General features: G+C 72.9%; 23 protein-coding genes. 19 read left to right on the plus strand and 4 right to left on the minus strand.

The window, feature by feature from the left end; genetic code table 11:
* Positions 1 to 97 precede the first annotated feature (97 nt).
* Positions 98 to 475, minus strand: coding sequence for a DUF1844 domain-containing protein (locus AB0D94_RS26310; protein ID WP_031143757.1), 378 nt, complete (start codon positions 473 to 475; stop codon positions 98 to 100).
* Between the two features lie 323 nt (positions 476 to 798).
* Here AB0D94_RS26310 and infC point away from each other — a divergent pair, with 323 nt between their 5' ends.
* The 10 genes from infC to AB0D94_RS26360 all read left to right on the plus strand — a co-directional run bounded on the left by infC (position 799) and on the right by AB0D94_RS26360 (position 12,086).
* On the plus strand, positions 799 to 1,521 hold the full coding sequence (gene infC / locus AB0D94_RS26315; protein ID WP_362056229.1) for a translation initiation factor IF-3: 723 nt from the start codon (positions 799 to 801) through the stop codon (positions 1,519 to 1,521).
* 104 nt (positions 1,522 to 1,625) lie between these two features.
* Positions 1,626 to 1,820, plus strand: coding sequence for a 50S ribosomal protein L35 (rpmI, locus tag AB0D94_RS26320; protein ID WP_030387121.1), 195 nt, complete (start codon positions 1,626 to 1,628; stop codon positions 1,818 to 1,820).
* A 101-nt stretch (positions 1,821 to 1,921) separates the two neighbouring features.
* The gene (rplT, locus tag AB0D94_RS26325; protein WP_007263143.1) at positions 1,922 to 2,308 is read left to right on the plus strand and encodes a 50S ribosomal protein L20; all 387 of its coding nucleotides are present in this window, start codon (positions 1,922 to 1,924) and stop codon (positions 2,306 to 2,308) included.
* Positions 2,309 to 2,509: 201 nt separating this feature from the next.
* Positions 2,510 to 3,370 carry an RNA methyltransferase gene (locus tag AB0D94_RS26330; protein WP_362056334.1) on the plus strand — a complete coding sequence of 287 codons (861 nt, stop codon included), beginning with the start codon at positions 2,510 to 2,512 and terminating at the stop codon, positions 3,368 to 3,370.
* A gap of 55 nt (positions 3,371 to 3,425) precedes the next feature.
* Complete coding sequence (locus tag AB0D94_RS26335) at positions 3,426 to 4,640, plus strand: ATP-binding protein (RefSeq protein WP_362056232.1); 1,215 nt, start codon at positions 3,426 to 3,428, stop codon at positions 4,638 to 4,640.
* 151 nt (positions 4,641 to 4,791) lie between these two features.
* Complete coding sequence (gene pheS, locus AB0D94_RS26340; RefSeq protein ID WP_362056234.1) at positions 4,792 to 5,919, plus strand: phenylalanine--tRNA ligase subunit alpha; 1,128 nt, start codon at positions 4,792 to 4,794, stop codon at positions 5,917 to 5,919.
* Positions 5,919 to 8,447, plus strand: a complete 2,529-nt coding sequence (pheT, locus tag AB0D94_RS26345) for a phenylalanine--tRNA ligase subunit beta (RefSeq protein WP_362056236.1) — start codon at positions 5,919 to 5,921, stop codon at positions 8,445 to 8,447. The genes pheS and pheT overlap by 1 nt, the downstream gene beginning before the upstream one ends.
* Positions 8,448 to 8,629: 182 nt before the next feature.
* On the plus strand, positions 8,630 to 9,805 hold the full coding sequence (locus tag AB0D94_RS26350; RefSeq protein WP_362056238.1) for a PP2C family protein-serine/threonine phosphatase: 1,176 nt from the start codon (positions 8,630 to 8,632) through the stop codon (positions 9,803 to 9,805).
* Between the two features lie 356 nt (positions 9,806 to 10,161).
* On the plus strand, positions 10,162 to 11,502 hold the full coding sequence (locus AB0D94_RS26355; RefSeq protein WP_362056240.1) for a transcriptional regulator: 1,341 nt from the start codon (positions 10,162 to 10,164) through the stop codon (positions 11,500 to 11,502).
* A 53-nt stretch (positions 11,503 to 11,555) separates the two neighbouring features.
* Complete coding sequence (locus AB0D94_RS26360; protein ID WP_362056242.1) at positions 11,556 to 12,086, plus strand: NUDIX hydrolase; 531 nt, start codon at positions 11,556 to 11,558, stop codon at positions 12,084 to 12,086.
* Between the two features lie 10 nt (positions 12,087 to 12,096).
* Here AB0D94_RS26360 and AB0D94_RS26365 read toward each other — a convergent pair whose 3' ends face one another.
* Entirely contained in the window at positions 12,097 to 12,999 is a 903-nt protein-coding gene (locus tag AB0D94_RS26365; RefSeq protein WP_051859833.1) for a 3-hydroxybutyryl-CoA dehydrogenase, read from the minus strand.
* Positions 13,000 to 13,152: 153 nt separating this feature from the next.
* Here AB0D94_RS26365 and AB0D94_RS26370 point away from each other — a divergent pair, with 153 nt between their 5' ends.
* Positions 13,153 to 14,454 carry a family 10 glycosylhydrolase gene (locus AB0D94_RS26370; RefSeq protein ID WP_362056244.1) on the plus strand — a complete coding sequence of 434 codons (1,302 nt, stop codon included), beginning with the start codon at positions 13,153 to 13,155 and terminating at the stop codon, positions 14,452 to 14,454.
* A 1-nt stretch (position 14,455) separates the two neighbouring features.
* On the opposite strand, the gene AB0D94_RS26375 is transcribed toward AB0D94_RS26370, so the two are convergent.
* Positions 14,456 to 14,653, minus strand: coding sequence for a DUF1918 domain-containing protein (locus AB0D94_RS26375; RefSeq protein ID WP_362056246.1), 198 nt, complete (start codon positions 14,651 to 14,653; stop codon positions 14,456 to 14,458).
* Between the two features lie 57 nt (positions 14,654 to 14,710).
* Positions 14,711 to 15,640, minus strand: coding sequence for a DMT family transporter (locus tag AB0D94_RS26380; RefSeq protein WP_362056248.1), 930 nt, complete (start codon positions 15,638 to 15,640; stop codon positions 14,711 to 14,713).
* Here AB0D94_RS26380 and AB0D94_RS26385 point away from each other — a divergent pair.
* The 8 genes from AB0D94_RS26385 to AB0D94_RS26420 are packed head-to-tail and all read left to right on the plus strand — an operon-like array spanning position 15,639 to position 23,362.
* Positions 15,639 to 17,084 carry a PLP-dependent aminotransferase family protein gene (locus tag AB0D94_RS26385; protein WP_362056250.1) on the plus strand — a complete coding sequence of 482 codons (1,446 nt, stop codon included), beginning with the start codon at positions 15,639 to 15,641 and terminating at the stop codon, positions 17,082 to 17,084. The two genes, AB0D94_RS26380 and AB0D94_RS26385, sit on opposite strands and share 2 nt — an antisense overlap.
* Positions 17,085 to 17,115: 31 nt before the next feature.
* Positions 17,116 to 17,697 (plus strand): histidine phosphatase family protein, encoded by a 582-nt coding sequence (locus tag AB0D94_RS26390; RefSeq protein WP_362056252.1) that lies wholly within the window; start codon positions 17,116 to 17,118, stop codon positions 17,695 to 17,697.
* A gap of 32 nt (positions 17,698 to 17,729) precedes the next feature.
* Positions 17,730 to 18,479, plus strand: a complete 750-nt coding sequence (locus AB0D94_RS26395; RefSeq protein WP_362056254.1) for an N-acetyltransferase — start codon at positions 17,730 to 17,732, stop codon at positions 18,477 to 18,479.
* 58 nt (positions 18,480 to 18,537) lie between these two features.
* Entirely contained in the window at positions 18,538 to 19,566 is a 1,029-nt protein-coding gene (argC, locus tag AB0D94_RS26400) for an N-acetyl-gamma-glutamyl-phosphate reductase (RefSeq protein WP_362056256.1), read from the plus strand.
* Complete coding sequence (argJ, locus tag AB0D94_RS26405; RefSeq protein WP_362056258.1) at positions 19,563 to 20,720, plus strand: bifunctional glutamate N-acetyltransferase/amino-acid acetyltransferase ArgJ; 1,158 nt, start codon at positions 19,563 to 19,565, stop codon at positions 20,718 to 20,720. The genes argC and argJ overlap by 4 nt, the downstream gene beginning before the upstream one ends.
* Positions 20,717 to 21,625, plus strand: coding sequence for an acetylglutamate kinase (argB, locus tag AB0D94_RS26410; protein ID WP_362056260.1), 909 nt, complete (start codon positions 20,717 to 20,719; stop codon positions 21,623 to 21,625). The genes argJ and argB overlap by 4 nt, the downstream gene beginning before the upstream one ends.
* Complete coding sequence (locus AB0D94_RS26415) at positions 21,622 to 22,818, plus strand: acetylornithine transaminase (protein ID WP_362056262.1); 1,197 nt, start codon at positions 21,622 to 21,624, stop codon at positions 22,816 to 22,818. Before argB ends, AB0D94_RS26415 begins: the two co-directional genes overlap by 4 nt.
* 7 nt (positions 22,819 to 22,825) lie before the next feature.
* Positions 22,826 to 23,362, plus strand: coding sequence for an arginine repressor (locus tag AB0D94_RS26420; protein WP_266937803.1), 537 nt, complete (start codon positions 22,826 to 22,828; stop codon positions 23,360 to 23,362).
* Positions 23,363 to 23,391: the final 29 nt, after the last annotated feature.

Below are 23,391 nucleotides of genomic sequence, written 5' to 3' on the forward strand. Positions count from 1 at the left end.
TTTTTTCGGTGGTGTTCACCCCCTCCGGCTATCGGGTCGGGCCCCGCCCCCGGGGGATCGCTCCCGGGCGGCAGGCCCCTTCTCCGTTCGCGTGCGATCAGCCGAAGACCGGGCCGGTGAACTTCTCGCCCGGGCCCTGGCCCGGCTCGTCCGGGACGATCGAGGCCTCGCGGAAGGCCAGCTGGAGCGACTTCAGGCCGTCCCGCAGCGGGGCGGCGTGGAAGGAGCTGATCTCGGTGGCGCTCGCCGTGACCAGGCCGGCCAGGGCCGTGATCAGCTTGCGGGCCTCGTCGAGGTCCTTGTGCTCGGAGTCCGGCTTGTCCAGGCCCAGGTTGACCGCCGCGGCGCTCAGCAGGTGCACGGCCACCGTGGTGATCACCTCGACGGCGGGGACGTCCGCGATGTCGCGGGTCATGGCGTCGTAGTCGGGTGCGGCGTCGGCAGCGGGGTCGGCGGAAGGGGTCGCGTCAGTCATGAGCCCCACGATATGCCGTGCGGCGGGCTTGCAACGCGGGTGCTAGTATGTACTTCGACCGGCCGGACACCTGTGTGCCCGGCCCACAAGTGGAGGCTCCGATCTCCCACCCGACCACCCTCCGGGGCGGCGGGTCACCGGTCAGGCGGCATCCATCGTTCCGTACGGACGATGGAAAGCTGCCCGAGTTGCGCCCCGCGATCGCATGCGGCGGTGCTCCGGTCCCTTTGGAGCCCCTGCCTGTGCCCGGCGGGGCTTTTTTCATTCTCCCGCCGCGGTAGGTCTGACGGAAATACACGTCAGCGGCTGTCTGCCAGGCAGCCGTGTGGTGCTACCGAGGAGGATCCATCAGCACCGAGCCCCGCATCAACGACCGGATTCGCGTTCCCGAGGTACGGCTTGTCGGTCCCAGCGGCGAGCAGGTCGGCATCGTGCCGCTTGCCAAGGCGCTTGAGCTCGCGCAGGAGTACGACCTCGACCTGGTCGAGGTCGCGGCGTCCGCACGCCCGCCGGTCTGCAAGCTCATGGACTACGGCAAGTTCAAGTACGAGTCGGCCATGAAGGCCCGTGAGGCGCGCAAGAACCAGGCGCACACGGTCATCAAGGAAATGAAGCTCCGGCCGAAGATCGACCCGCACGACTATGACACCAAGAAGGGTCACGTCGTTCGGTTCCTCAAGCAGGGCGACAAGGTCAAGATCACGATCATGTTCCGTGGTCGCGAGCAGTCCCGGCCGGAACTCGGCTACCGACTGCTGCAGCGTCTGGCTTCGGACGTCGAGGACCTCGGGTTCATCGAGTCGAACCCGAAGCAGGACGGCCGAAACATGATCATGGTCCTCGGTCCGCACAAGAAGAAGACCGAGGCGATGGCCGAAGCCCGCGAGGCGCAGGCCGCCCGCAAGGCCGAGCGCCAGGGTGTTGCCGTCACCGAGGGCGAGGCTCCGCAGGACGCCGACGCCGAGGTGGAGGCACCCGCCGCGGTCGAGGCCACCGAGGCTGCCGCCGACGAGGCGTCCGCCGAGGAGCCGAACACCGAGGCCTGATTCCGAGGCAGCCCGTCTCGGATCACCGACACAACATGACGCTCCCCGGAGCCGGTCCGGTATCGGACCGGTGGGGGCGCCACCGACGAGGAGATAACGGCGCTATGCCGAAGAACAAGACGCACAGCGGTTCCAAGAAGCGCTTCAAGATCACCGGCTCCGGCAAGGTGCTCCGTGAGCGCGCCGGCAAGCGCCACCTGCTCGAGCACAAGTCGTCCCGTGTCACCCGCCGCCTGACCGGCACCGCGGAGATGGCCCCCGGCGACGCCGCGAAGATCAAGAAGCTTCTCGGCAAGTGACGTCCTCCGCTCCCCTGCCGGGAGCGGGACGTCAAGACCGGGACCCCATCGAATTCGGGCCGTGTGAAGACAACCACGGCCCCGCTACAAGGAGTTAAAAAGTGGCACGCGTCAAGCGGGCAGTAAACGCCCACAAGAAGCGCCGGGCGATCCTCGAGGCGGCCTCCGGCTACCGCGGTCAGCGTTCGCGCCTGTACCGCAAGGCCAAGGAGCAGGTCACCCACTCGCTGGTCTACAACTTCAACGACCGCAAGAAGCGCAAGGGCGACTTCCGTCAGCTGTGGATCCAGCGCATCAACGCCGCTGCCCGCCAGAACGGCATGACGTACAACCGCCTCATCCAGGGTCTGAAGGCCGCCAACATCGAGGTGGACCGCAAGATCCTCGCGGAGCTGGCCGTCAACGACGCCAACGCGTTCGCCGCGCTCGTCGAGGTCGCGCAGAAGGCGCTTCCGGCCGACGTCAACGCCCCCAAGGCCGCTGCGTAAGGCCTGGCCGGCCGCGTAAGCAGTCGGCACCCTCGGACCCGCAGGCTCCTCGCCTGCGGGTCCGAGTGCTTTCCCCGCACCGCGGGTGCGCGCCGTCCATGCCGCCCGCCCGCCCGCGCCCTGCGCGCCCGCGCGCTCCGTACCGCCGCGCCCGAGGCGCCCCCGCACCCCTGAGAGAGAACCGCAGAGACCATGGCTGACCTGGGTCACCCCGCCGAGCTGATCTCCCCCCGATCCCCGCGGGTGGCCGCCGCCAGGCGCCTGGCGCGGCGCAACTTCCGCACCAAGGAGCGCCGGTTCATCGCCGAGGGCCCGCAGGCGGTCCGCGAGGCGGTCGAGCACCGCGGGGCCGGCGGCGCCCCGACCCTGATCGAGCTGTTCGCGACCGTCGAGGCCGCCGAGCGCTACGCCGACATCATCGACGCCGCGCTGGCCTCCGGCGCCCGGGTGCACTACGCGGGCGACGAGGTGCTCGCCGAGGTCTCGCAGACCGTCACCCCGCAGGGCCTCGTCGGCGTCTGCCACTTCCTGGACTCGCCCTTCGAGGACATCCTCACGGCGCGGCCCAAGCTCGTCGCCGTTCTCGCCCACGTCCGCGACCCCGGCAACGCCGGTACGGTGCTGCGCTGCGCGGACGCCGCCGGCGCGGACGCGGTGGTGCTCACCGACGCCTCCGTGGACCTCTACAACCCCAAGTCGGTACGGGCCTCCGTGGGCTCCCTCTTCCACCTGCCGGTCGCGGTCGGCGTCCCGGTGGAGCAGGCCGTCGAGGGGCTGCGGGCCGCCGGCGTACGGATCCTCGCCGCCGACGGGGCGGGCGAGGACGACCTGGACGCCGAGCTGGACGCGGGCACCATGGGCGGTCCCACCGCATGGGTCTTCGGCAACGAGGCGTGGGGCCTGCCGGAGGAGACCCGGGCGCTGGCGGACGCCGTCGTACGGGTCCCGATCCACGGCAAGGCGGAGAGCCTGAACCTCGCCACGGCCGCCGCGGTCTGCCTCTACGCCTCGGCTCGTGCACAGCGGGCGTCCGGAGGGTGCCGCTCCGTGACCCCCAGCTAGTAATGTGGCGGCCCGGGGGCCCACTGCGCTACTCGGAGATGTGGGGTACGGGGAGATGACCGTCGGTACGAACAGCTCACCGGGGACCGCGGGAGCCGCGGACGCGGCCGAGCGGCGGTTCCAGGACGCCCCCGGCCCCCCCGCGCCCTCCGGCGCGCCGCGCACCGTACCCCCGCAGGGGACCGGGCCGCGCGACGGCGCCGCCGTGCAGCCCCCCGGCCAGGGGGCCGGCTTCGGGATCGACCCCGACGACCTGCCCGACGGGCTCGTCGTCGCCGACGGCAGCGGGCACGTCATCTGCTTCAACCGGGCCGCCGCCCGGATGACCGCTACCGAACCCGGCCAGGCCCTCGGCACGCGCATCGACCGGGCCCTGCCGCTGGAGGACCTGGACGGCCGCCGCTGGTGGGCGCTGACCGACCCCTACGGGGGCCTCGCCACCCGGCGCGGACAGCCCGAGCGGAACCTGCTGCTCCCCGGCGGCCGCGAGGTGCTGGTCTCCGCCCAGTACGTCCGCACGCACCCCACCGGCCCGCTGAGCCGCCTCGTCGTCACCCTGCGCGGCACCGAGGCCCGCCGCCGCACCGAGCGCAGCCACGCCGAGCTCATCGCCACGGTCGCGCACGAGCTGCGCTCCCCGCTGACCTCCGTCAAGGGGTTCACCGCGACCCTGCTCGCCAAGTGGGAGCGGTTCACCGACGACCAGAAGAGGCTGATGCTGGAGACCGTCGACGCCGACGCCAACCGCGTCACCCGGCTGATCGCCGAACTCCTCGACATCTCCCGCATCGACTCCGGGCGCCTGGAGGTGCGGCGCCAGCCGGTGGACATCGCCACCGCCGTCGGCCGCCACGTCCAGGCCCTCACCGCGAACGGCCAGGCCCCCGAACGGTTCCTCGTCAGTGTCAGCCGCCCGCTGCCCGACCTGTGGGCCGATCCGGACAAGATCGACCAGATCCTCGGCAACCTCCTCGAAAATGCGGTGCGCCACGGTGAAGGAACGGTCACCATCGACGTATCGCCGCATGAGAAGGGAACAGCCGTCACCGTGACCGACGAGGGCCCCGGGATCCCCGAGGAGTCGATGGGCCGCGTCTTCACCCGCTTCTGGCGGGGGAGCAAGCGCGGCGGCACCGGCCTGGGCCTGTACATCGTCAAAGGCATCGTGGAGGCCCACGGCGGCACCATCACGGTCGGCCGCGGCCCCGGCGGCGGCGCCGAGTTCCGATTTATCCTGCCCGTGAGCGCGCCGGCGTACCTCACGCAGTAACCCTGCGGAACGTCTCGCCAGACGGCCCACGGGCTCCTTCACCCCCAGCGACCTTTAGACTCGTCCTTTGGCACCTTTGTGTCTCTGGGTCGATCGGTCTGATCGCGCTGTACGGGGACCCACCAGCCAGCCATCGGAAGTACGGGAAGAGATGTCGGCACCGAACAAGTCGTACGACCCTGTCGAGGTCGAGGCACTGAAACCGGAAGAGATCGAGCGCATGCGGGACGAGGCGCTCGCCGCCTTCGCGTCCGCCGGCGACCTCGACGCGCTCCGTGAGGCGAAGACCGCGCACATGGGCGACCGCTCGCCCCTGGCGCTCGCCAACCGGGAGATCGGCGCCCTGCCGCCCCAGGCCAAGGCCGAGGCGGGCAAGCGCGTGGGCCAGGCCCGCGGAGCCGTGAACAAGGCCTTCGGGGCCCGCACGGTCGAGCTCGAGGCCGAGCGCGACGAGCGGGTGCTGGTCGAGGAGGCCGTGGACGTCACGCTGCCCTACGACCGCGTCACCGCCGGCGCCCGGCACCCCCTGACCACGCTGATGGACCGCATCGCGGACATCTTCGTGGCCATGGGGTACGAGGTCGCCGAGGGCCCCGAGGTCGAGGCGGAGTGGTTCAACTTCGACGCCCTCAACTTCACGCCCGACCACCCGGCGCGCCAGATGCAGGACACCTTCTTCGTCCAGGGGCCCAAGGGCACCGAGGGCGACGAGTCCGGTGTCGTGCTGCGCACCCACACCTCCCCGGTGCAGGCGCGCTCGCTGCTGGAGCGCAAGCCCCCCGTCTACATCGTCTGCCCGGGCCGCGTGTACCGCACCGACGAGCTCGACGCGACGCACACCCCGGTCTTCCACCAGGTCGAGCTGCTCGCCGTGGACGAGGGCCTGACCATGGCGGACCTCAAGGGCACCATGGACCACATGGTCCAGGAGCTGTTCGGCGAGGGCACCACCACGCGCCTGCGCCCGCACTTCTTCCCCTTCACCGAGCCGTCCGCCGAGATGGACATGCAGTGCTACGTGTGCCGCGGCGAATCGGTGGGCAACCCCGACCGCCCGTGCCGTACCTGCTCCAGCGAGGGCTGGATCGAGCTGGGCGGCTGCGGAATGGTTAACCCCAAGGTGCTGACCGCCTGCGGTGTGGACCCCGAGAAGTACAGCGGGTTCGCCTTCGGGTTCGGCATCGATCGGATGCTGATGTTCCGTCACAACGTAGAAGACATGCGAGACATGGTCGAGGGTGACGTGCGCTTCACCCGGCCGTTCGGGAGTGAGATCTGATGCGCGTCCCGCTTTCCTGGCTGCGGGAGTACGTCGACCTCCCCGCGGGTGAGACCGGCCGTGACGTGGCCGCCAAGCTGGTCGACGCCGGCCTCGAGGTCGAGACCGTCGAGCAGCTCGGCGGCGGGCTCAAGGGCCCGCTCGTCGTCGGCCAGGTGCTGACCATCGAGGAGCTCGAGGGCTTCCGCAAGCCGATCCGCTTCTGCACGGTCGACGTCGGCTCCGCCAACGGCACCGGCGAACCGCAGGAGATCGTCTGCGGCGCCCGGAACTTCGCCGTAGGCGACAAGGTCGTCGTGGTCCTGCCCGGCGCCGTGCTCCCCGGCGACTTCGCCATCGCCGCGCGCAAGACCTACGGCCGCACCTCGCACGGCATGATCTGCTCCGGCGACGAGCTGGGCATGGGCGACGACGGCACGCACGGCATCATCGTGCTGCCGCCCGAGTACGAGGTCGGCACCGACGCGATCGAGCTGCTCCAGCTCATCGACGAGGTCCTCGACATCGACATCACCCCGGACCGCGGCTACTGCATGTCGATGCGCGGTGTCGCCCGCGAGGCGGCGACCGCGTACGGCCTGCCGCTGCGCGACCCGGCGCTGCTCGACGTCCCCGCGCCGAACTCGTACGGCTACCCGGTCAAGGTCGACGACCCGGCCGGCTGCGACCGCTTCACCGCCCGCACGGTGACCGGCCTCGACCCCGACGCGCGCTCCCCGATCTGGCTCACCCGCCGCCTCCAGAAGGCCGGCATGCGCCCGATCTCGCTCGCCGTCGACATCACCAACTACGTGATGCTCGAGCTCGGCCAGCCGCTGCACGCCTACGACCGCTCCAGCATCGACGGCGCCATCGGTGTCCGCCGGGCCGAGCAGGGCGAGAAGTTCACCACCCTCGACGGGGTCAAGCGCACGCTCGACGCCGAGGACCTGGTGATCACCGACAACAGCGGGCCGATCGGCCTCGCCGGTGTCATGGGCGGCGCCGACACCGAGATCGCCGACCCGGTCACGGACCCCGAGACCGGCCAGGTCACGGGGACCAAGGACGTCGTCATCGAGGCCGCGCACTTCGACTCCGTGTCGATCTCGCGCACCGCCCGCCGCCTGAAGCTCTCCTCCGAGGCCTCCAAGCGCTTCGAGCGGGGCGTCGACCCGATGGCCGCCGCCGCGGCCGCGCAGCGGACCGTCGACCTGCTCGTGCTGCTCGCGGGCGGCACCGCCGAGGCCGGAGTCACCGAGTTCCTCGCCCCGGGCGCCCCGCGCACGGTCGCGATGAGCGCGGACCACCCCGACCGGGTCGCGGGCATGGACTACGGCCGCGAGACCGTCGTACGCCGCCTCCAGGAGATCGGCTGCGACGTCTACGGTCAGGACGAGCTCGTCGTCACCGTCCCCTCGTGGCGGCCCGACCTCGCCGAGCCCAACGACCTCGCCGAAGAGGTCATCCGGCTGGAGGGCTACGGGAACCTCCCGTCGACCCTTCCCCAGGTGCCCTCCGGCCGCGGCCTGACCGCGCGCCAGCAGCTGCACCGCCGGGTCGGCCGCGCGCTGGCCGGCGCGGGCTACGTCGAGGCGCTCAGCTACCCGTTCATCGGTGAGGGCGTCTTCGACCAGCTCCAGCTCCCGGCGCACGACGCCACCCGCCAGGTCGTCAAGCTGGTCAACCCGCTCTCCGACGAGGAGCCGGCGCTGCGCACCACGCTGCTGCCGGGTCTGCTGGGCGCGCTGCGCCGCAACGACAGCCGCGGCAGCCACGACCTCGCGCTCTTCGAGACCGGTTCGGTCTTCCTGGCCGGCCCGCAGCCGGGCGTCGCCGTACGGCTGCCCGTCGACCGGCGTCCCACGGACGAGGAGATCGCCACCCTGGACGCGGCCCTGCCCGCGCAGCCGCGGTACGCCGCGGTCGTGCTGGCCGGTGCCCGCGAGCAGGCCGGCTGGTGGGGCAAGGGCCGCCCGGCCGACTGGGCGGACGCCGTCCAGGCCGCGCGCTCGCTGGCCGTCGAGGCCGGCGCGGAGCTCGTCGTCCGCCAGGGCCAGTACGGCCCCTGGCACCCGGGCCGCTGCGCCGAGCTGGTCGTCACCCTCGACGGGGTGGAGCAGGTCATCGGCCACGCCGGTGAGCTGCACCCGCGGGTGGTCAAGGCGATGGGCCTGCCGGCCCGCACCAGCGCGATGGAGATCGACCTCGACCGCCTCGCGGCGGCCGGCGGCGAGGCGCTCCAGGCGCCCCGGATCTCCTCCTTCCCGGTGGCGACCCAGGACGTGGCGCTGATCGTGGACGCGTCGGTCCCGGCCTCGGATGTGGAGGCCGCGCTGCGCCAGGGCGCGGGCGAACTCCTCGAATCGCTGCGGCTGTTCGACGTGTTCACCGGTGAGCAGGTCGGCGAGGGCAAGAAGTCCCTGGCGTACGCGCTGCGCTTCCGCGCGGCCGACCGCACGCTGACCGCCGAGGAGTCCACGGCCGCGCGCGACGCGGCGGTGGCCCTCGCTGGCGAGCGGACCGGGGCGGTGCTGCGCGGCGCGTAGCCGCACGGAGCAAGGCCTGTTCCAGGGCCGCTGAGGGGGCGTATCCGGACCACCGGGTGCGCCCCCTGCGCCTTGGCGGGCGTGGGGAACCCCCACCTCACTCGTTCGGGTGAGAACGCCGATGACCCGTGCCCTGCGCACCGGGTGGTCGGCACAATCATTGCGGCCGAGGGGAGGCCGCGATGATCGGGGAGATGCCCCAGGTGCGCCGGGTGTGCGTTGCCGCCTGGGGAGGCGCCGCGGTGTCCTGGGAGCTGTCCACCCCGGGGCGGCTGGCGCCCAGCCTCGCCACCTGCGCGGCCTTCCTGATCCTGGCCACCGGCTGCGCCCTGCACATCCGGCACCTGCTGCTGGCCGAGCTGCGGCGCTCCCAGGAGATCGCGGGCGCGGCACAACGAGCCCTGCTGCGGCCGCTGCCGGGGCGGATCGAGGGCCTGACGCTGGCCGCGGCCCAGCTCTCGGCGAGCCGGGGCGCCGCGGTGGGCGGCGACCTGTACGAGGCCGTGCCGACGGGGTACGGGGTGCGGGTGGTCATCGGCGACGTACGGGGCCACGGCCTGCCGGCGCTCGGCGCGGCCACGGCGGTCCTCGGGGCGTTCCGCGAGGCCGCGTACGACGAGCCCTCGCTGGGCGGTGTGCTGCTGCGGATGGAGCGGGCCCTGGGCCGCCACGTACGCGACCGGGCCCGGGCGGAGCATCCTGCCGCTTGTTCCGGCGAGCCGCAGTCCCCGTCGGCGGAGGAGTTCGTGACGGTGCTGCTCCTCCAGATCGCCCCGGACGGCACCCTGCTGGCCCTCAACTGCGGCCACCCCTGGCCCTACCTGCTCCGCAGCCGGGCCTCCGCCCCGGACCCCGCGCCTCAAACGCCGGCGGGGCTCGAAGATCCGGGGCTCCGCCCCTCGCCCCGCGCCTCGATCGCCGGCGGGGCCGAGGTTGCCCTGCGGGCGATCCAGCCCGCGCTGGGCGGACGGCATCAGCCACATCCGGCCCTGCCGGAGTTTGAGGCGCGGGTCCGGGCAGAGCCCGGGAAGGGCTCCGCGCAGCGGCTCACGGACGTGCGGGCGCTGGACGGCGAGACGCTGCCGCCGCTCGGGGTGGTCCCCGTACCGGCGGAGGTGGCAGGGGAGACATGTGGGCAACTCCGGCCCGGGGATACGCTGTTCCTGCACACCGACGGGGCCGAGGACGCGCGGGACGCGGCCGGGCGGTTCTTCCCCCTCAGGCACGTCCTGGCGGAGGAGGCGGCGGTCACGCCCGCGCGGCTGGTCGCGGCCGTGCACGCCGCACTGCTCCGGCACACCGGCGGGCGACTCGCCGACGACGTCGCCCTGCTGGTGCTCCGCGACGACCGGTCCTGACCGGCCTGGCATCGCCGGACCGCGCACCGGGCCCGGTGGATGGGCCCGGCGCGGGGTCCGGCCCGGCCCCTGCCGGGGCCCGGCGACCAACCGGGCGCCGACGGGGGCCGGAACACGCCGCCCGCCTGCCGTGGAGTGTCGGGCAGACAACAGGACGGGCGGCGCGGTGGCGGGTCGTCGCACTGTACGAGGGGGAGCCGACGACCCGAGCCGCCTCTTGGCGAGGCCCTTAAGTGAACCGCCGAACGGCCCTTCCGCGGCAGGGTGCGTATCGCATTTATGCGCGTACGCGGTTCGCACCCCGTGTGAACCGCGCACCCACTAGCCTGAGAACGACGAGCCCTGGGGAGCGGCCCATGCAGCCCAATGTCCTGCTCGATTCCCTCCTCGCGGAGGCGGGCATGTCCCATGCCGGACTCGCCGCGTACGTGAACCAGGCGGGCCGGACCCGCGGGCTCGCGCTGCGCTACGAACACACCGCCGTGGCCCGCTGGTTGAAGGGCCAGCGGCCCCGCGGCCAGGTGCCCGACCTGATCTGCGAGGTGCTCGGCGGCCGGTTGCGCCGGCCCCTCGGGCTGGACGACATCGGGCTCGGGGTGCCGGACGGGCCGGGCGCCGCGCACGCCTCCCCGCTGAGCGGGTTCGTCGACCGGGCCGCCGCCCTGTGGCGTTCCGACGAGCAGGGCCGGACCCAACTGCTCACCGCCGGGGCCGTCACGGGCACGCCCGCCGTCATCCCGGTCTGGGAGTGGGAGAACCCGCCCGAGGACGCCGACGTCTCCCGTGAGGGCCCGAACCGGATCGGGCCCGAGCACATCGAGATCCTGCGGGCCGCCCGCGCGCACTACGAGCTGATGTACCGCCGGGCCGGCGGGGTGGCCACCCGGGCCCGGATCGTCCGCTTCCTCGGCAGCGAGACCGCGCCCATGCTGCGCGGCAGCTACCCCGACGGGCTCGGCCGCCAGCTGCACCGCGCCACCGGGTCCCTCGTGGCGGTGGCGGGCATCTGCGCGTACGACTCGGACGCGCACGGCCTGGCCCAGCGCTACTTCCACCAGGCCCTTCGCCTGGCCAAGGCCAGCGGCGACCGCGGCCTCGGGGCCTATGTGATCGCGCTGCTCGTCAACCAGTCCCTGCACCTGCGGGGGTACCGCCAGGCCGTCGCCTTCGCCGAGGCCGCCCTGCGCGCCGCGGGCCGGCACACCACCCCGGCGCTGGCCGCCGACCTGTACGCCATGCAGGCCAAGGCGTACGCCCAGCTCGGCGACACCCGGGCCGCACTGGCCTGCATCCGCAGCGCCGAGGCGGCCGCCGACCGGATCCGGCCCGGGAGCGAACCCGACGAGACCGGCTACGTCCAGCCGGGGCTCGTCAACGTCCAGGTGGCGCAGGCGCTGCTGAGCCTGGGGGATCTCGACGCGGCCCACGAGCAGGCGACCGCCGCGGTCGGCACCCCGGCGCACGACCGGGGCCGGGTGCACCGGCTGGCGATGCTGTGCGAGATCCAGCTGCGGCAGGGCGAGGCGGACCGGGCCGTGGCCGCCGCGGCCGAAATGGCCGAGCGGGCCAAGGGGATGGAGTCGCTGCGGTTGCGCGACCGGCTCAGGGCGGTCCGCGAACAGCTGCTGACCAGCGGTTGTTCGGGCGCGGAGGAGACCGCGCAGCTCATCGACGGGGCGCTGCGCGTTCCCCTGTGAGGGCGTGAACTGCTGCCATGTTGCCACCAACTCGATCGGAAGGTGGCACAGCCGTGCAGTGGACGAATCTCAGTGAGCAGACTGTGTACAAGAACCGCTGGTTCGACGTGAATCTCGCCGACGTGGAACTCCCCGACGGGCGGCACCTGGACCACTTCGTGATCCGGCTGCGTCCGGTCGCCGTCGCCACGGCCGTCAACGCGGCCAACGAGGTGCTGCTGCTGTGGCGGCACCGCTTCATCACGGACAGCTGGGGCTGGGAACTGCCCGCCGGGGTGGTCGAGGACGGCGAGGACATCGCCACCGCCGCCGCCCGGGAGATGGAGGAGGAGTCGGGCTGGCGGCCCGGCCCGCTCCACCACCTGATGACGGTCGAGCCGTCCAACGGGCTGACCGATGCCCGCCACCACCTCTACTGGGCGGACGGGGCCACGTACACCGGGCATCCCGAGGACGACTTCGAGTCCTCACGCCGTGAATGGGTTCCGCTCGAACTCGTACCCGACATGATCGCGCGCGGCGAGATCCCGGCCGCCAACATGGCGGCCGGGCTGCTGCTCCTGCACCATCTGCGGCTCGGCTAGCCGCGGGCCGTCATCCGTACGGGTAGAAGCCCGAGCCGGTCTTGCGGCCGAGGCGGCCCGCGTCGACCATCCGCTGGAGCAGCGGGGGAGCGGCGTACAGCGGCTCCTTGAACTCCGCGTACATGGAGTCGGCCACCGAGGCCACCGTGTCCAGGCCGATCAGGTCCGCCAGCTTCAGCGGGCCCATCGGGTGGGCGCAGCCCAGCTCCATGCCGTTGTCGATGTCCTCGCGGCTCGCGATGCCCGACTCGAACATCCGGATCGCGGACAGCAGGTACGGGATGAGCAGCGCGTTGACCACGAAACCGGACCGGTCCTGGGCGCGGATCGCGTGCTTGCCCAGCACGTCCCGCACCAGGGCCTCGGCCCGCTTGACCGTCTCGTCGCCCGTGGTCAGCGCGGGGATCAGCTCCACGAGCTGCTGCACCGGCGCCGGGTTGAAGAAGTGGATGCCGATGACCTGGTCGGGGCGCGAGGTGGAGACGGCCAGCTTGACCAGCGGAATCGAGGAGGTGTTGGAGGCCAGGATCGCGTCCGGGCGGGTGACCACCTGGTCGAGGACCTGGAAGATCTCCGTCTTGACCTGTTCGTTCTCGACGACCGCCTCGATGACGAGGTCACGGTCGGCGAACTCGCCGAGGTCGGTGGTGAAGGTGAGCCGGGCCAGGGTGGCGTCCCGCTCCTCCTCGCTGATCTTGCCGCGTTCGGCGGCCTTCATCAGGGAGTTGTGCAGCCGGGTGCGCCCGATCTCCAGGGCCTCGCCGGTGGTCTCGGCGACCTTCACCTCAAGACCGCTGCGGGCGCACACCTCGGCGATGCCCGCGCCCATCTGGCCGCAGCCCACTACGCCGACCCGTGCGATGTCGGTCGGGAGGGTAGAGAGGTCCGTCACATCGTGCCTTTCGCTGCTCATCCATCGCGGGTCCCCCGTGGTTGTCAGTGGTAACTGCATTCCGGCGCCCGCCACGCCCCCCGACGTTACCCCCGACCTTGCCCCGGGTGACGGGCCGGGGCGGGCATGCTGGGCGCACGAGATCAACATCACGCAACGGAACGGAGTCGTCACATGGCGTACATCGGGCGGCGGGGGCTGCTGGCGGGGGCGGCGGGCGTGCTGGCCACGGCCGCCACGGGGCAGGCGGCGGTGGCGGGCGCGGCCGCCGGGACAGGGTCGCCCGGCCCGGCGCACCAGCCGGTTCAGGCTGGGAATCCGGCGGGACCGAGGCCGTCCCGGAGGGCTCCGGCCACGGAGTTCCGCGGGATGTGGATCGCATCGGTGACCAATGTGGACTGGCCCTCCAGGAGCGGGCTCACCGCCGCGCAGCAGAAGCGGGAACTGCTCGCCCTCCTGGACGCCGCGGTCGCGCGGAAGCTCAACGCGGTGATCCTCCAGGTCCGTCCGGCGGCCGACGCGCTGTGGCCCTCGCCGCTGGAGCCCTGGTCCCAGTGGCTGACCGGCAAGCAGGGCGTGGATCCCGGCTGGGACCCGCTCGGTACGGCCGTCACCGAGGCCCATGCCCGCGGGCTGGAGCTGCACGCCTGGTTCAACCCGTACCGCGTGGCCCACCACACGGACCCGGAGCGGCTGGCGTCCGGGCACCCGGCCCGGCGCAACCCCGAGTGGACGGTCGCCTACGGAGGGAAGCTCCACTACAACCCCGGCATGCCAGAGGTGCGCCAGTTCGTGCAGGAGGCCATGCTCGACGCCGTCCGCCGCTATCCCGTGGACGCGGTGCACTGGGACGACTACTTCTACCCGTACCCGGTGGAGGGCGAGTACTTCGACGACGACGCCGCCTACGAGGAGCACGGCGGCGACTTCGCCTCGCGCGCCGCCTGGCGCCGCCACAACACCGACACCCTGGTCAGCGAGATGTCCGCGCGCGTACGGGAGGTCCGGCCGCAGGCGCGGTTCGGCATCAGCCCCTTCGCGGTCTGGCGCAACGCCGGGCGGGACCCGCTCGGCTCGCCGACGGACGGCAGCCTCGCCACGTACGACGACCTGTTCGCCGACACCCGCAAGTGGGTCACCGAGGGCTGGATCGACTACGTCGTGCCCCAGGCCTACTGGCACATCGGGCACCCGGTCGCCGACTACGCCGACATCGTCCCGTGGTGGGCCGAGACCGTCGAGGGCACCGGCGTGGAGCTCTACGTGGGGGAGGCGCTGTACCGCTGCGACGCGGACAGCCCCACCGAGGCCTGGCGCGATCCCGCCGAACTGTCCCGGCACGTCACCTTCGCCCGGGACTACGCGCAGGTCCGCGGCCACGTCTACTTCTCCGCGAAGCAGGTGGCCGCGGACCCCAACGGGGCGATGGCCAGGGTCGTCGCCGACCACTACGGCTCGGCCGTGCCCCCGCGCTGAGTCAGTGCTTGGCCTCTCCGGGGTGCCGGACCGTGCAGTCGGGTCCGGGAGCCATCAGAGCCTCGTGCCCGTCCTCGAAGCGGACCCGGTACGGGGGAGTTCCGTTCTCGCCCAGCACCTGGGTGATCTCGCCCACCTTGTCGTGCTGTCCGACGATCCTGCCGTGCTGCACCAGCTGGTCGCCCTCGGTCGCGCGCATAACTGACCTCCTCCGTGGCGGTCCGATCCGGTGCTAGCAGTTTAGGTCGTATTGCTGCTATTTGACCCGTTGGGTGACCACAATGCAGAGCAGGACCGCGCAGGCAGCGGCCGGTACCACGGGGGAGAGGTGCTCGCCCAGCAGCGCGACCGACCACACCAGGGTCAGCAGCGGCTGGGCGAGCTGGAGCTGGCTGGCCCGGGGTGCGCCGATCTCCGCCATGCCGCGGTACCAGACGTACAGGCCGAGGAAGGTGGAGCCGGCCGCGGCCCAGATCAGCCCGGCCAGGCCGTGGCCGGTGAGGTGCACCGGCTCGTACGCGAGCCCGAGCACCGAGCCGGCCACGCTGAGCGGCAGGCACAGCACCAGTGCCCAGCCGACCACCTGCCAGCCGGGCAGCGCCTTGGCGAGGCGTCCGCCCTCGGTGTACCCGGCGGCGCACACCAGCAGGGCCGCGAAGAGGTAGGCGTCGCCCGCCGAGAGGGCGCCGCCGCTCTGCGCCACGGTGAAGCCGAGGACCACCGCGGCGCCGGCGCCCGCTGCGGCCCAGAAGGCGCGCGAGGGGCGGGCGCCGGTGCGCAGCGCGGAGAGCGCGGCCGTGGTCAGCGGGAGCAGGCCCACCACGACGGCGGCGTGCGAGGTGGTGGAGGTCTGCAGCGCGAGGGTGGTGAGCAGGGGGAAGCCGACGACCACCCCGGCGGCGACCACGGCCAGGCCCGCCCAGTGCTCGCGGGCGGGCAGCGGGGCCCGCAGGGCCAGCAGGAATCCGCCGGCGATGACGGCGGCGAGGACGCTGCGCAGGGCCACGAGGGACCAGGGGCCGAAGCTCTCCAGACCCCAGGCGGTGGCGGGGAAGGTCAGCGAGAAGGCGATGACTCCGAGCGAGGCGAGGAGGGTGCCCCGGGTGGCGGCCGGGCTCGCACCTCGGCTCGGGGAATCCCCGACCGCTATCGTCGACGGGAGAGTAGCGCTATTCTGTGCTGTCATGTACGAGCGTAGCAGTGTCGCCGAACTGGCAGAATCCCTGAGATCCGAGCTCGTCCGCTACTCGGTAGGTGGAAAGCTCCCGTCGAGTCGGGCTCTGGTCGAGCGCTTCCGGGTCAGCCCCGTCACGGTCTCCCGGGCCCTGGCGCAGCTCGCCGCCGAGGGTCTCGTGGTCACCCGGCCGGGCGCGGGCGTGTTCCGGGCCCGCCCGCGTACGGCGACCCCCGCGTCCGGGGACACCTCCTGGCAGGAGGTCGCCCTCAGCGCGGAGGGGGCCGGTGAGGTCATCCCGCGCTCCGTCGACGCCACCGGCGTACTGAGCTCGCTCGCCGCGCCGCCGGACGGGGTGATCGAGCTCAACAGCGGGTACCTGCACCCCTCGCTCCAGCCCGAGCGGGCCATGGCGGCCGCCCTGGCCAGGGCCGGGCGGCGGCCCGGAGCCTGGGGGCGGCCGCCCGTCGAGGGGCTGCCCGAGCTGCGCGACTGGTTCGCCCGGGAGATCGGCGGGGCCGTCGCGGCCTCCGACGTACTGGTCACCGCGGGCGGGCAGAGCGCGCTGAACACGGCCGTGCGGGCCCTCGCCCCGCCCGGGGCGCCGATCCTCGTGGAATCCCCGACCTACCCCGGCCTGCTGGCGATCGCCCGCGCCTCAGGATGCCGCCCCGTGCCCGTCCCGGTGGACGCCGAAGGGGTCCGGCCGGAGCTGCTGGCCGCCGCCTTCGAAGCGACCGGGGCGCGGGTCCTCGTATGCCAGCCGCTGTTCCAGAACCCGACCGGGGCGGTGCTGGCCCCCGGGCGGCGGGCCGAGGTGCTGCGGATCGCCCGGGCCGCCGGGGCCTTCGTGATCGAGGACGACTACGCCCGGGCCCTGGCCCACGAGGACGCGGGCCCGCTGCCCGTGACGCTGGCCGCCGAGGACGCGGACGGGGTGGTGGTGCACGTCAGGTCGCTGACCAAGGCCACCTCCCCCAGCCTGCGCGTGGGCGCGCTCGCGGCCCGCGGCCCGGTGGTGGACCGGCTGCGCGCGATCCAGGTCGTGGACAGCTTCTTCGTGCCCCGCCCGCTCCAGGAGGCGGCCCTGGAACTGGTCGGCGCGCCCGCCTGGCCGCGTCACCTGCGGGCCGTGTCCGCCGAGCTCAGGCACCGGCGGGAGGTGCTCGCCGGGGCCCTGCGGCGGGAGCTGCCCGGGCTGGCGCTGCCCCATCTGCCTTCCGGTGGCTACCAGTTGTGGGTGCGCGCCGCGGAGGGCAGCGACGAGGCGGCCCTGGTGGCGGCCGCCCTGCGCGCCGGGGTCGCGGTCGCGCCCGGCCGTCCGTACTTCTGCGCGGAACCGCCGGGTGCGTACGTCCGGCTGAGTTTCGCCGGGGTCTCGGGCCCCGGGGAGCTGGTCGAGGCGGTCCGGCGGCTGAGGACCGCGCTCCCCGGAGCCGTCGGTCAAGACGCTTGACCCCGTGCGGCCGACGGCCCACCATCGCCGCATGCACGTTCGGGTCTCGCTCGTCGCCGCAGCCCGCAGCTGCTCGCTGCTCGCCGAGCGCTTCGACGACGACCGCCCGCTGGACGGGACCGGCCGGCGGGCGCTGGAGCTGGCCGCCCGGGGGCTGGTACCGCTGGGCGCGGCCGGGCTGCGCTACTGCTCCCCGACCCCGCGCAGCCGGGCCACCGGCGAGGCCCTCGGTTACGCGCCGCTGGCGCAGCCGGCGCTGCGCGAGTGCGACATGGGGCGCTGGCGGGGACTGACCCTGGCCGAGGTGACCGCCCGGGAACCCGGGTCCGTGGACCTCTGGCTCGCCGATCCGCGGTCCGCCCCGCACGGCGGCGAATCCCTGCTCTCCTTCATCTCCCGGATCGGCGGCTGGCTGGACACCCGGCCCGCGGACGACGGGGGCGCGATCGTGGCGGTGGCGGAGCCCTCGGTGGTCCGGGCGGCCGTGGTCTACGCGCTGAACGCGCCTCCGCGGACGTACTGGAACCTCGACGTCCGGCCGCTGTCGACGGTGACCCTGACCGGCTGGTCGGGCCGCTGGCACCTCTCCTTGCAGGCGGCGCAAACCGGTTGAGCCGCCCCGGCCCTCCTGCCTAGCCTGCGCTCATGACCGGGATGATGATCACCACCCTCGCCGAGCGGCCCGAACTGGCCGGACGCCTCTGGGACATGACGGACTCGTGGCCGGAGTTCGCGGCCCACGACCCGCTGGCCTGGCTGCTCTACCCGCGGATGGTGGCCGAGCTGCCGGACTACGTCCTGGTCGCCACGGACGGCGACGCGGTCGTGGCGCGCGCGTTCAGCGTGCCCTTCGCGCTGCACGCGCCGGGGCGGGACGGGGCGCTGCCCGCGCGGGGCTGGGACCAGGTCCTCATGTGGACCTTCTCCGACCTGCGGCGCGGGATCCGGCCCGACACGGTGAGCGCCATCGAGATCAGCGTGGCCACCGGCCGGCAGGGCGAGGGTCTGTCCGGGCGGATGCTGGCGGCGATGCGCGAGAACGCCCGGGCCCGCGGGTTCGCCGAGGTCGTCGCCCCCGTCCGGCCCAACGCAAAGCCCGCCGAGCCGGAGGCCTCGATCCACGAGTACGCGTACCGTACCCGTGAGGACGGTCTGCCGTACGACCCCTGGCTGCGCGTCCACGTCCGCGCGGGCGGGGTGATCGACTCGGTGGCCCCGCTGTCGATGACCATCACCGGTTCCCTCGCCGAATGGCGGGAATGGACCGGCCTGCCCTTCGACGCACCGGGCCCGGTCCACGTCCCGGGCGCGCTGGCCCCGGTCCACTGCGAACCGGACCAGGGCCACGCCGTCTACGTGGAACCCAACGTCTGGGTCCGGCATCCGCTGAGGTAGGGCCTTTGCATAAACGTGCGTAGATACGTATAGTCATGCCATCGACGAGGAGGGTCCGATGGCAGTACGTGTAGCGGTGGCCGGAGCGAGCGGATACGCGGGCGGCGAAGTCCTGCGCCTGCTGCTCTCCCACCCCGAAGTGGAGATCGGCGCGCTGACCGCCAACTCCAACGCCGGACAGCTCCTCGGCTCCCTGCAGCCGCACCTGGTGCCGCTCGCGGGACGGACCCTGGAGGCGACCACGCCCGAGGTCCTCGCCGGACACGACGTCGTCTTCCTCGCGCTGCCCCACGGCCAGTCCGCCGCCGTCGCCGCCCAGCTCGGCGAGCACGTGCTCGTCGTCGACATGGGCGCCGACCACCGGCTCAAGGACTCGGCCGACTGGGACAGGTTCTACGGCGCCCCGCACGCCGGGACCTGGCCCTACGGCCTCCCCGAGCTGCCCGGCGCCCGCGCCGCGCTGGCGGGCAGCAAGCGCGTCGCGGTACCCGGCTGCTTCCCCACCGCCGTCTCCCTCGCCCTGTTCCCGGCCTACCAGGCCCAGCTCGCCGAGCCGGAGGCCGTGATCGTCGCCGCCACCGGCACCTCCGGCGCGGGCAAGGCCCTCAAGCCGCACCTGCTCGGCTCCGAGGTGATGGGCTCCGTCACCCCGTACGGCGTCGGCGGCGTGCACCGGCACACCCCCGAGATGGTGCAGAACCTGTCCCCGCTGGCCGGGCAGCGCGTCTCCGTGTCCTTCACGGCGAACCTCGTGCCCATGCCCCGAGGCATCCTCGCCAACTGCTCGGCCAAGGCCCTGCCCGGCGTCACCGCCGAGACGGTCCGCGCCGCCTACGAGAAGGCGTACGCCGACGAACCCTTCGTCCGCCTGCTCCCCGAGGGCCGGTGGCCGACCACCCAGTCCGTCTACGGCTCCAACGCCGTCCACCTCCAAGTGGCCTACGACGAGTCCGCACAGCGGATCATCGCCATCAGCGCCATCGACAATCTGACCAAGGGCACCGCCGGCGGCGCGGTCCAGAGCATGAACATCGCCCTGGGGCTCCCCGAGGAGCTCGGGCTTTCCACGATCGGAGTCGCACCGTGAGCGTCACGGCAGCACAGGGATTCACGGCGGCGGGCATCGCCGCCGGGATCAAGGCGAACGGCAACCCCGACCTGGCCCTGGTGGTCAACCACGGGCCGCGTCTGGCCGCCGCGGGCGTCTTCACCTCCAACCGCGTCAAGGCCGCGCCCGTGCACTGGTCCGAGCAGGTCCTGCGCGGCGGCGCGGTCGGCGCGGTCGTCCTGAACTCCGGCGGCGCCAACGCCTGCACCGGGCCCAAGGGCTTCCAGGACACCCACGCCACCGCCGAGAAGGTCGCCGACGTCCTCGGCGCCGACTTCAACGCCGGCGAGATCGCGGTCGCGTCCACCGGCCTGATCGGCGTCCTGCTCCCCATGGACAAGCTGCTGCCGGGCATCGAGACCGCGGCCGCGGCCCTGTCCGCGGACGGCGGCGAGGCCGCCGCCATCGCGATCAAGACCACCGACACCGTGCACAAGACGGCCACGGCCTCCGTGGGCGGCTGGACCGTCGGCGGCATGGCCAAGGGCGCGGGCATGCTCGCCCCGGGCCTGGCCACCATGCTGGTGGTCCTCACCACCGACGCCGACGTGGACGGCGCCACCCTCGACAAGGCGCTGCGCTCCGCCACCCGCACCACCTTCGACCGGGTCGACTCCGACGGCTGCATGTCCACCAACGACACGGTGCTGCTGCTCGCCTCCGGGGCGTCCGGCGTGGTGCCGGCGTACGCGGAGTTCGCCGAGGCCGTACGGAGCGTCTGCGACGACCTGGCCCGCCAGCTGATCGGCGATGCCGAGGGCGCCAGCAAGGACATCCGGATCGAGGTCGTCGGCGCGGCCAGCGAGGACGACGCGGTCGAGGTCGGCCGGTCCATCGCCCGCAACAACCTGCTCAAGTGCGCCATCCACGGCGAGGACCCGAACTGGGGCCGGGTGCTCTCCGCGATCGGCACCACCCGGGCCGCCTTCGACCCGGACCGGCTGAACGTGGCCATCAACGGGGTCTGGGTCTGCAAGAACGGCTCCGTCGGCGAGGACCGCGACCTGGTGTCGATGAAGGACCGCGAGGTCCGCATCACCGCCGACCTGGCCACCGGCACCGAGTCGGCGGTCATCTGGGCCAACGACCTGACCGCCGAGTACGTCCACGAGAACAGCGCGTACAGCTCATGAGCACGGCCCGCAAGCACACCGCGCTCCCCAAGGCCGAGATCCTCATCGAGGCCCTGCCCTGGCTGACGCGCCACAACGGCAAGATCGTCGTCATCAAGTTCGGCGGCAACGCCATGATCGACGAGGACCTCAAGGCCGCCTTCGCCCAGGACGTGGTCTTCCTGCGCCAGGCCGGCCTCAAGCCGGTCGTGGTGCACGGCGGCGGCCCCCAGATCAACGCCCAGCTCGACAAGCAGGGCCTGGTCAGCGAGTTCAAGGCCGGGCTGCGCGTCACCACCCCCGAGGCCATGGACGTCGTCCGGATGGTGCTGGCGGGCCAGGTCCAGCGCGAGCTGGTCGGGCTGCTCAACCAGCACGGGCCGCTCGCCGTCGGCATGACCGGCGAGGACGCCCACACCATCACCGCCACCAAGCACAGCCCCGAGATCGACGGCGAGCGCGTCGACATCGGCCGGGTCGGCGAGATCACCGCCATCGACACCGGCGCGATCGAGGCACTGCTGGCGGACGGCCGGATCCCGGTCATCTCCTCCATCGCCCGCAGCGCCGACGACCACCACGTGTACAACGTGAACGCCGACACGGCAGCCGCGGCGCTCGCCGCCGCCCTCGGCGCCGAGACGCTGATGGTCCTCACCGACGTCGAGGGCCTCTACGCGGACTGGCCCAGCAGCGACGAGGTCATCAGCCGGCTCACCGTCAGCGAGCTGGAGAAGCTGCTGCCCGAGCTGTCCAGCGGCATGGTGCCCAAGATGGAGGGCTGCCTGCACGCCGTGCGGGGCGGCGTCAGCACCGCCCGCGTGATCGACGGGCGGGTCCAGCACTCGATCCTGCTGGAGATCTTCACCGACGAGGGAATCGGCACGATGGTCGTGCCCGACGCACAGGGAGGGGACCCCGAGTGAACGGCAACCAGGAGTACGCCGCCCGCTGGCAGGGCGCGCTGACCAACAACTACGGCACCCCCGCGCTGGCCCTCGTACGCGGCGAGGGCGCGCAGGTCTGGGACGCGGACGGCAACCAGTACACCGACTTCGTCGGCGGCATCGCGGTCAACGCCCTCGGCCACGCCCACCCGGCGGTCGTCTCCGCCGTGACGGAGCAGATCTCGACCCTGGGCCACGTGTCCAACCTCTACGCCTCCGGACCGGTCCTCGCGCTCGGCGAGCGGCTGCTCCAGCTCTTCGGCCGCCCCGGCCGGGTCTTCTTCTGCAACTCCGGTGCCGAGGCCGTCGAGGCCGCCTTCAAGATCGGCCGGCTGACCGGGCGGACCCACATGGTCGCCACCGACGGCGGCTTCCACGGCCGGACCATGGGCGCCCTCGCGCTCACCGGCCAGCCGAAGAAGCAGGGCCCCTTCCTGCCGCTGCCCGGCGACGTCACGCACGTCCCCTACGGCGACGCCGAGGCCCTGCGGGCCGCCGTCACCGAGGAGACGGCGCTCGTCGTGATCGAACCCATCCAGGGCGAGAACGGCGTCGTCGTACCCCCCGCCGGATACCTGACGGCCGCCCGCGAGATCACCCGGGCCACCGGCACCCTCCTCGTCCTCGACGAGGTGCAGACCGGCATCGGGCGCTGCGGCCAGTGGTTCGAGCACCAGGCCCACGAGGGCGTGGAGCCCGACCTCGTCACGCTCGCGAAGGGGCTGGGCGGCGGTCTGCCCATCGGCGCCGTGGTTGCCTTCGGGGCCGCAGCGGACCTGCTTCAGCCCGGGCAGCACGGCACCACCTTCGGCGGGAACCCGGTCGCCTGCGCCGCCGGCCTCGCGGTGATCGACACGATCGCCGCCGACGGCCTGCTCGACCAGGTCAAGGCACGGGGAGAGCGGCTGCGCTCCGGAATCGAAGCGTCCGGCCATCCGCTCGTCTCCCACGTCCGTGGTGCGGGCCTCCTGCTGGGTATCGTGCTGACCGAGCCCCTCGCACCCCAGGTGCAGCAGGCGGCTCAGGACGCCGGCTTCCTGGTCAACGCGCCCGCCCCCGATGTCGTACGGCTCATGCCCCCGTACGTGCTCTCCGAGGCCGAGGTGGACGCGTTCGTCCAGGCGCTGCCCGGCGTCCTCGACGCAGCCAGCGGGGACGGATCCGGAGAATGAGACGACGATGAGTCAGGCGCAGGACAACGAGCACGGGGGCCAGGCCGTCCCGCAGACCCGCACCGCGCGTCACCGCCGGATCGTGGACATCCTCAACCGGCAGCCGGTCCGCTCGCAGAGCCAGCTGGCCAAGCTGCTCGCCGACGACGGGCTGAGCGTCACCCAGGCGACGCTCTCGCGCGACCTCGACGAGCTGGGCGCGGTGAAGATCCGCAACACCGGCGGCGAGCTGATCTACGCGGTGCCCAGCGAGGGCGGCTTCCGCACCCCGCAGGCCCCGCTCGGCGAGTCGGCGAAGGAGGAGCGCATGCGGCGCCTCTCCGGCGAACTGCTGATCTCGGCGGAGGCCTCCGCGAACCTCGTGGTCCTGCGCACCCCGCCGGGTGCCGCGCAGTTCCTCGCCTCGGCCATCGACCAGGCCGAACTCCAGGCGATCCTCGGCACGATCGCGGGTGACGACACCCTGATGCTGATCAGCCGCGACCCGGCGGGCGGCCAGGCCCTCGCCGACCACCTGCTGCGGCTGGCGCAGAAGGAGGGCTGAGCCGGCCCCGGCGGGTCGCCGCCGGGCGA

The sequence above is a fragment of the Streptomyces sp. NPDC048255 genome (assembly GCF_040652415.1).
Taxonomy (GTDB): Bacteria; Actinomycetota; Actinomycetes; order Streptomycetales; family Streptomycetaceae; genus Streptomyces.

Excerpts from the sequence above, each read along its gene's own strand:
- AB0D94_RS26310 (WP_031143757.1), bottom strand. The coding sequence starts at position 475 with ATGACTGACGCGACCCCTTCCGCCGACCCCGCTGCCGACGCCGCACCC.
- rpmI (WP_030387121.1), top strand. The coding sequence starts at position 1,626 with ATGCCGAAGAACAAGACGCACAGCGGTTCCAAGAAGCGCTTCAAGATC.
- AB0D94_RS26335 (WP_362056232.1), top strand. The coding sequence starts at position 3,426 with ATGACCGTCGGTACGAACAGCTCACCGGGGACCGCGGGAGCCGCGGAC.
- pheS (WP_362056234.1), top strand. The coding sequence starts at position 4,792 with ATGTCGGCACCGAACAAGTCGTACGACCCTGTCGAGGTCGAGGCACTG.
- pheT (WP_362056236.1), top strand. The coding sequence starts at position 5,919 with ATGCGCGTCCCGCTTTCCTGGCTGCGGGAGTACGTCGACCTCCCCGCG.
- AB0D94_RS26350 (WP_362056238.1), top strand. The coding sequence starts at position 8,630 with ATGATCGGGGAGATGCCCCAGGTGCGCCGGGTGTGCGTTGCCGCCTGG.
- AB0D94_RS26355 (WP_362056240.1), top strand. The coding sequence starts at position 10,162 with ATGCAGCCCAATGTCCTGCTCGATTCCCTCCTCGCGGAGGCGGGCATG.
- AB0D94_RS26365 (WP_051859833.1), bottom strand. The coding sequence starts at position 12,999 with ATGAGCAGCGAAAGGCACGATGTGACGGACCTCTCTACCCTCCCGACC.
- AB0D94_RS26370 (WP_362056244.1), top strand. The coding sequence starts at position 13,153 with ATGGCGTACATCGGGCGGCGGGGGCTGCTGGCGGGGGCGGCGGGCGTG.
- AB0D94_RS26375 (WP_362056246.1), bottom strand. The coding sequence starts at position 14,653 with ATGCGCGCGACCGAGGGCGACCAGCTGGTGCAGCACGGCAGGATCGTC.
- AB0D94_RS26385 (WP_362056250.1), top strand. The coding sequence starts at position 15,639 with ATGTACGAGCGTAGCAGTGTCGCCGAACTGGCAGAATCCCTGAGATCC.
- AB0D94_RS26380 (WP_362056248.1), bottom strand. The coding sequence starts at position 15,640 with ATGACAGCACAGAATAGCGCTACTCTCCCGTCGACGATAGCGGTCGGG.
- AB0D94_RS26390 (WP_362056252.1), top strand. The coding sequence starts at position 17,116 with ATGCACGTTCGGGTCTCGCTCGTCGCCGCAGCCCGCAGCTGCTCGCTG.
- AB0D94_RS26395 (WP_362056254.1), top strand. The coding sequence starts at position 17,730 with ATGACCGGGATGATGATCACCACCCTCGCCGAGCGGCCCGAACTGGCC.
- argC (WP_362056256.1), top strand. The coding sequence starts at position 18,538 with ATGGCAGTACGTGTAGCGGTGGCCGGAGCGAGCGGATACGCGGGCGGC.
- argB (WP_362056260.1), top strand. The coding sequence starts at position 20,717 with ATGAGCACGGCCCGCAAGCACACCGCGCTCCCCAAGGCCGAGATCCTC.
- AB0D94_RS26420 (WP_266937803.1), top strand. The coding sequence starts at position 22,826 with ATGAGTCAGGCGCAGGACAACGAGCACGGGGGCCAGGCCGTCCCGCAG.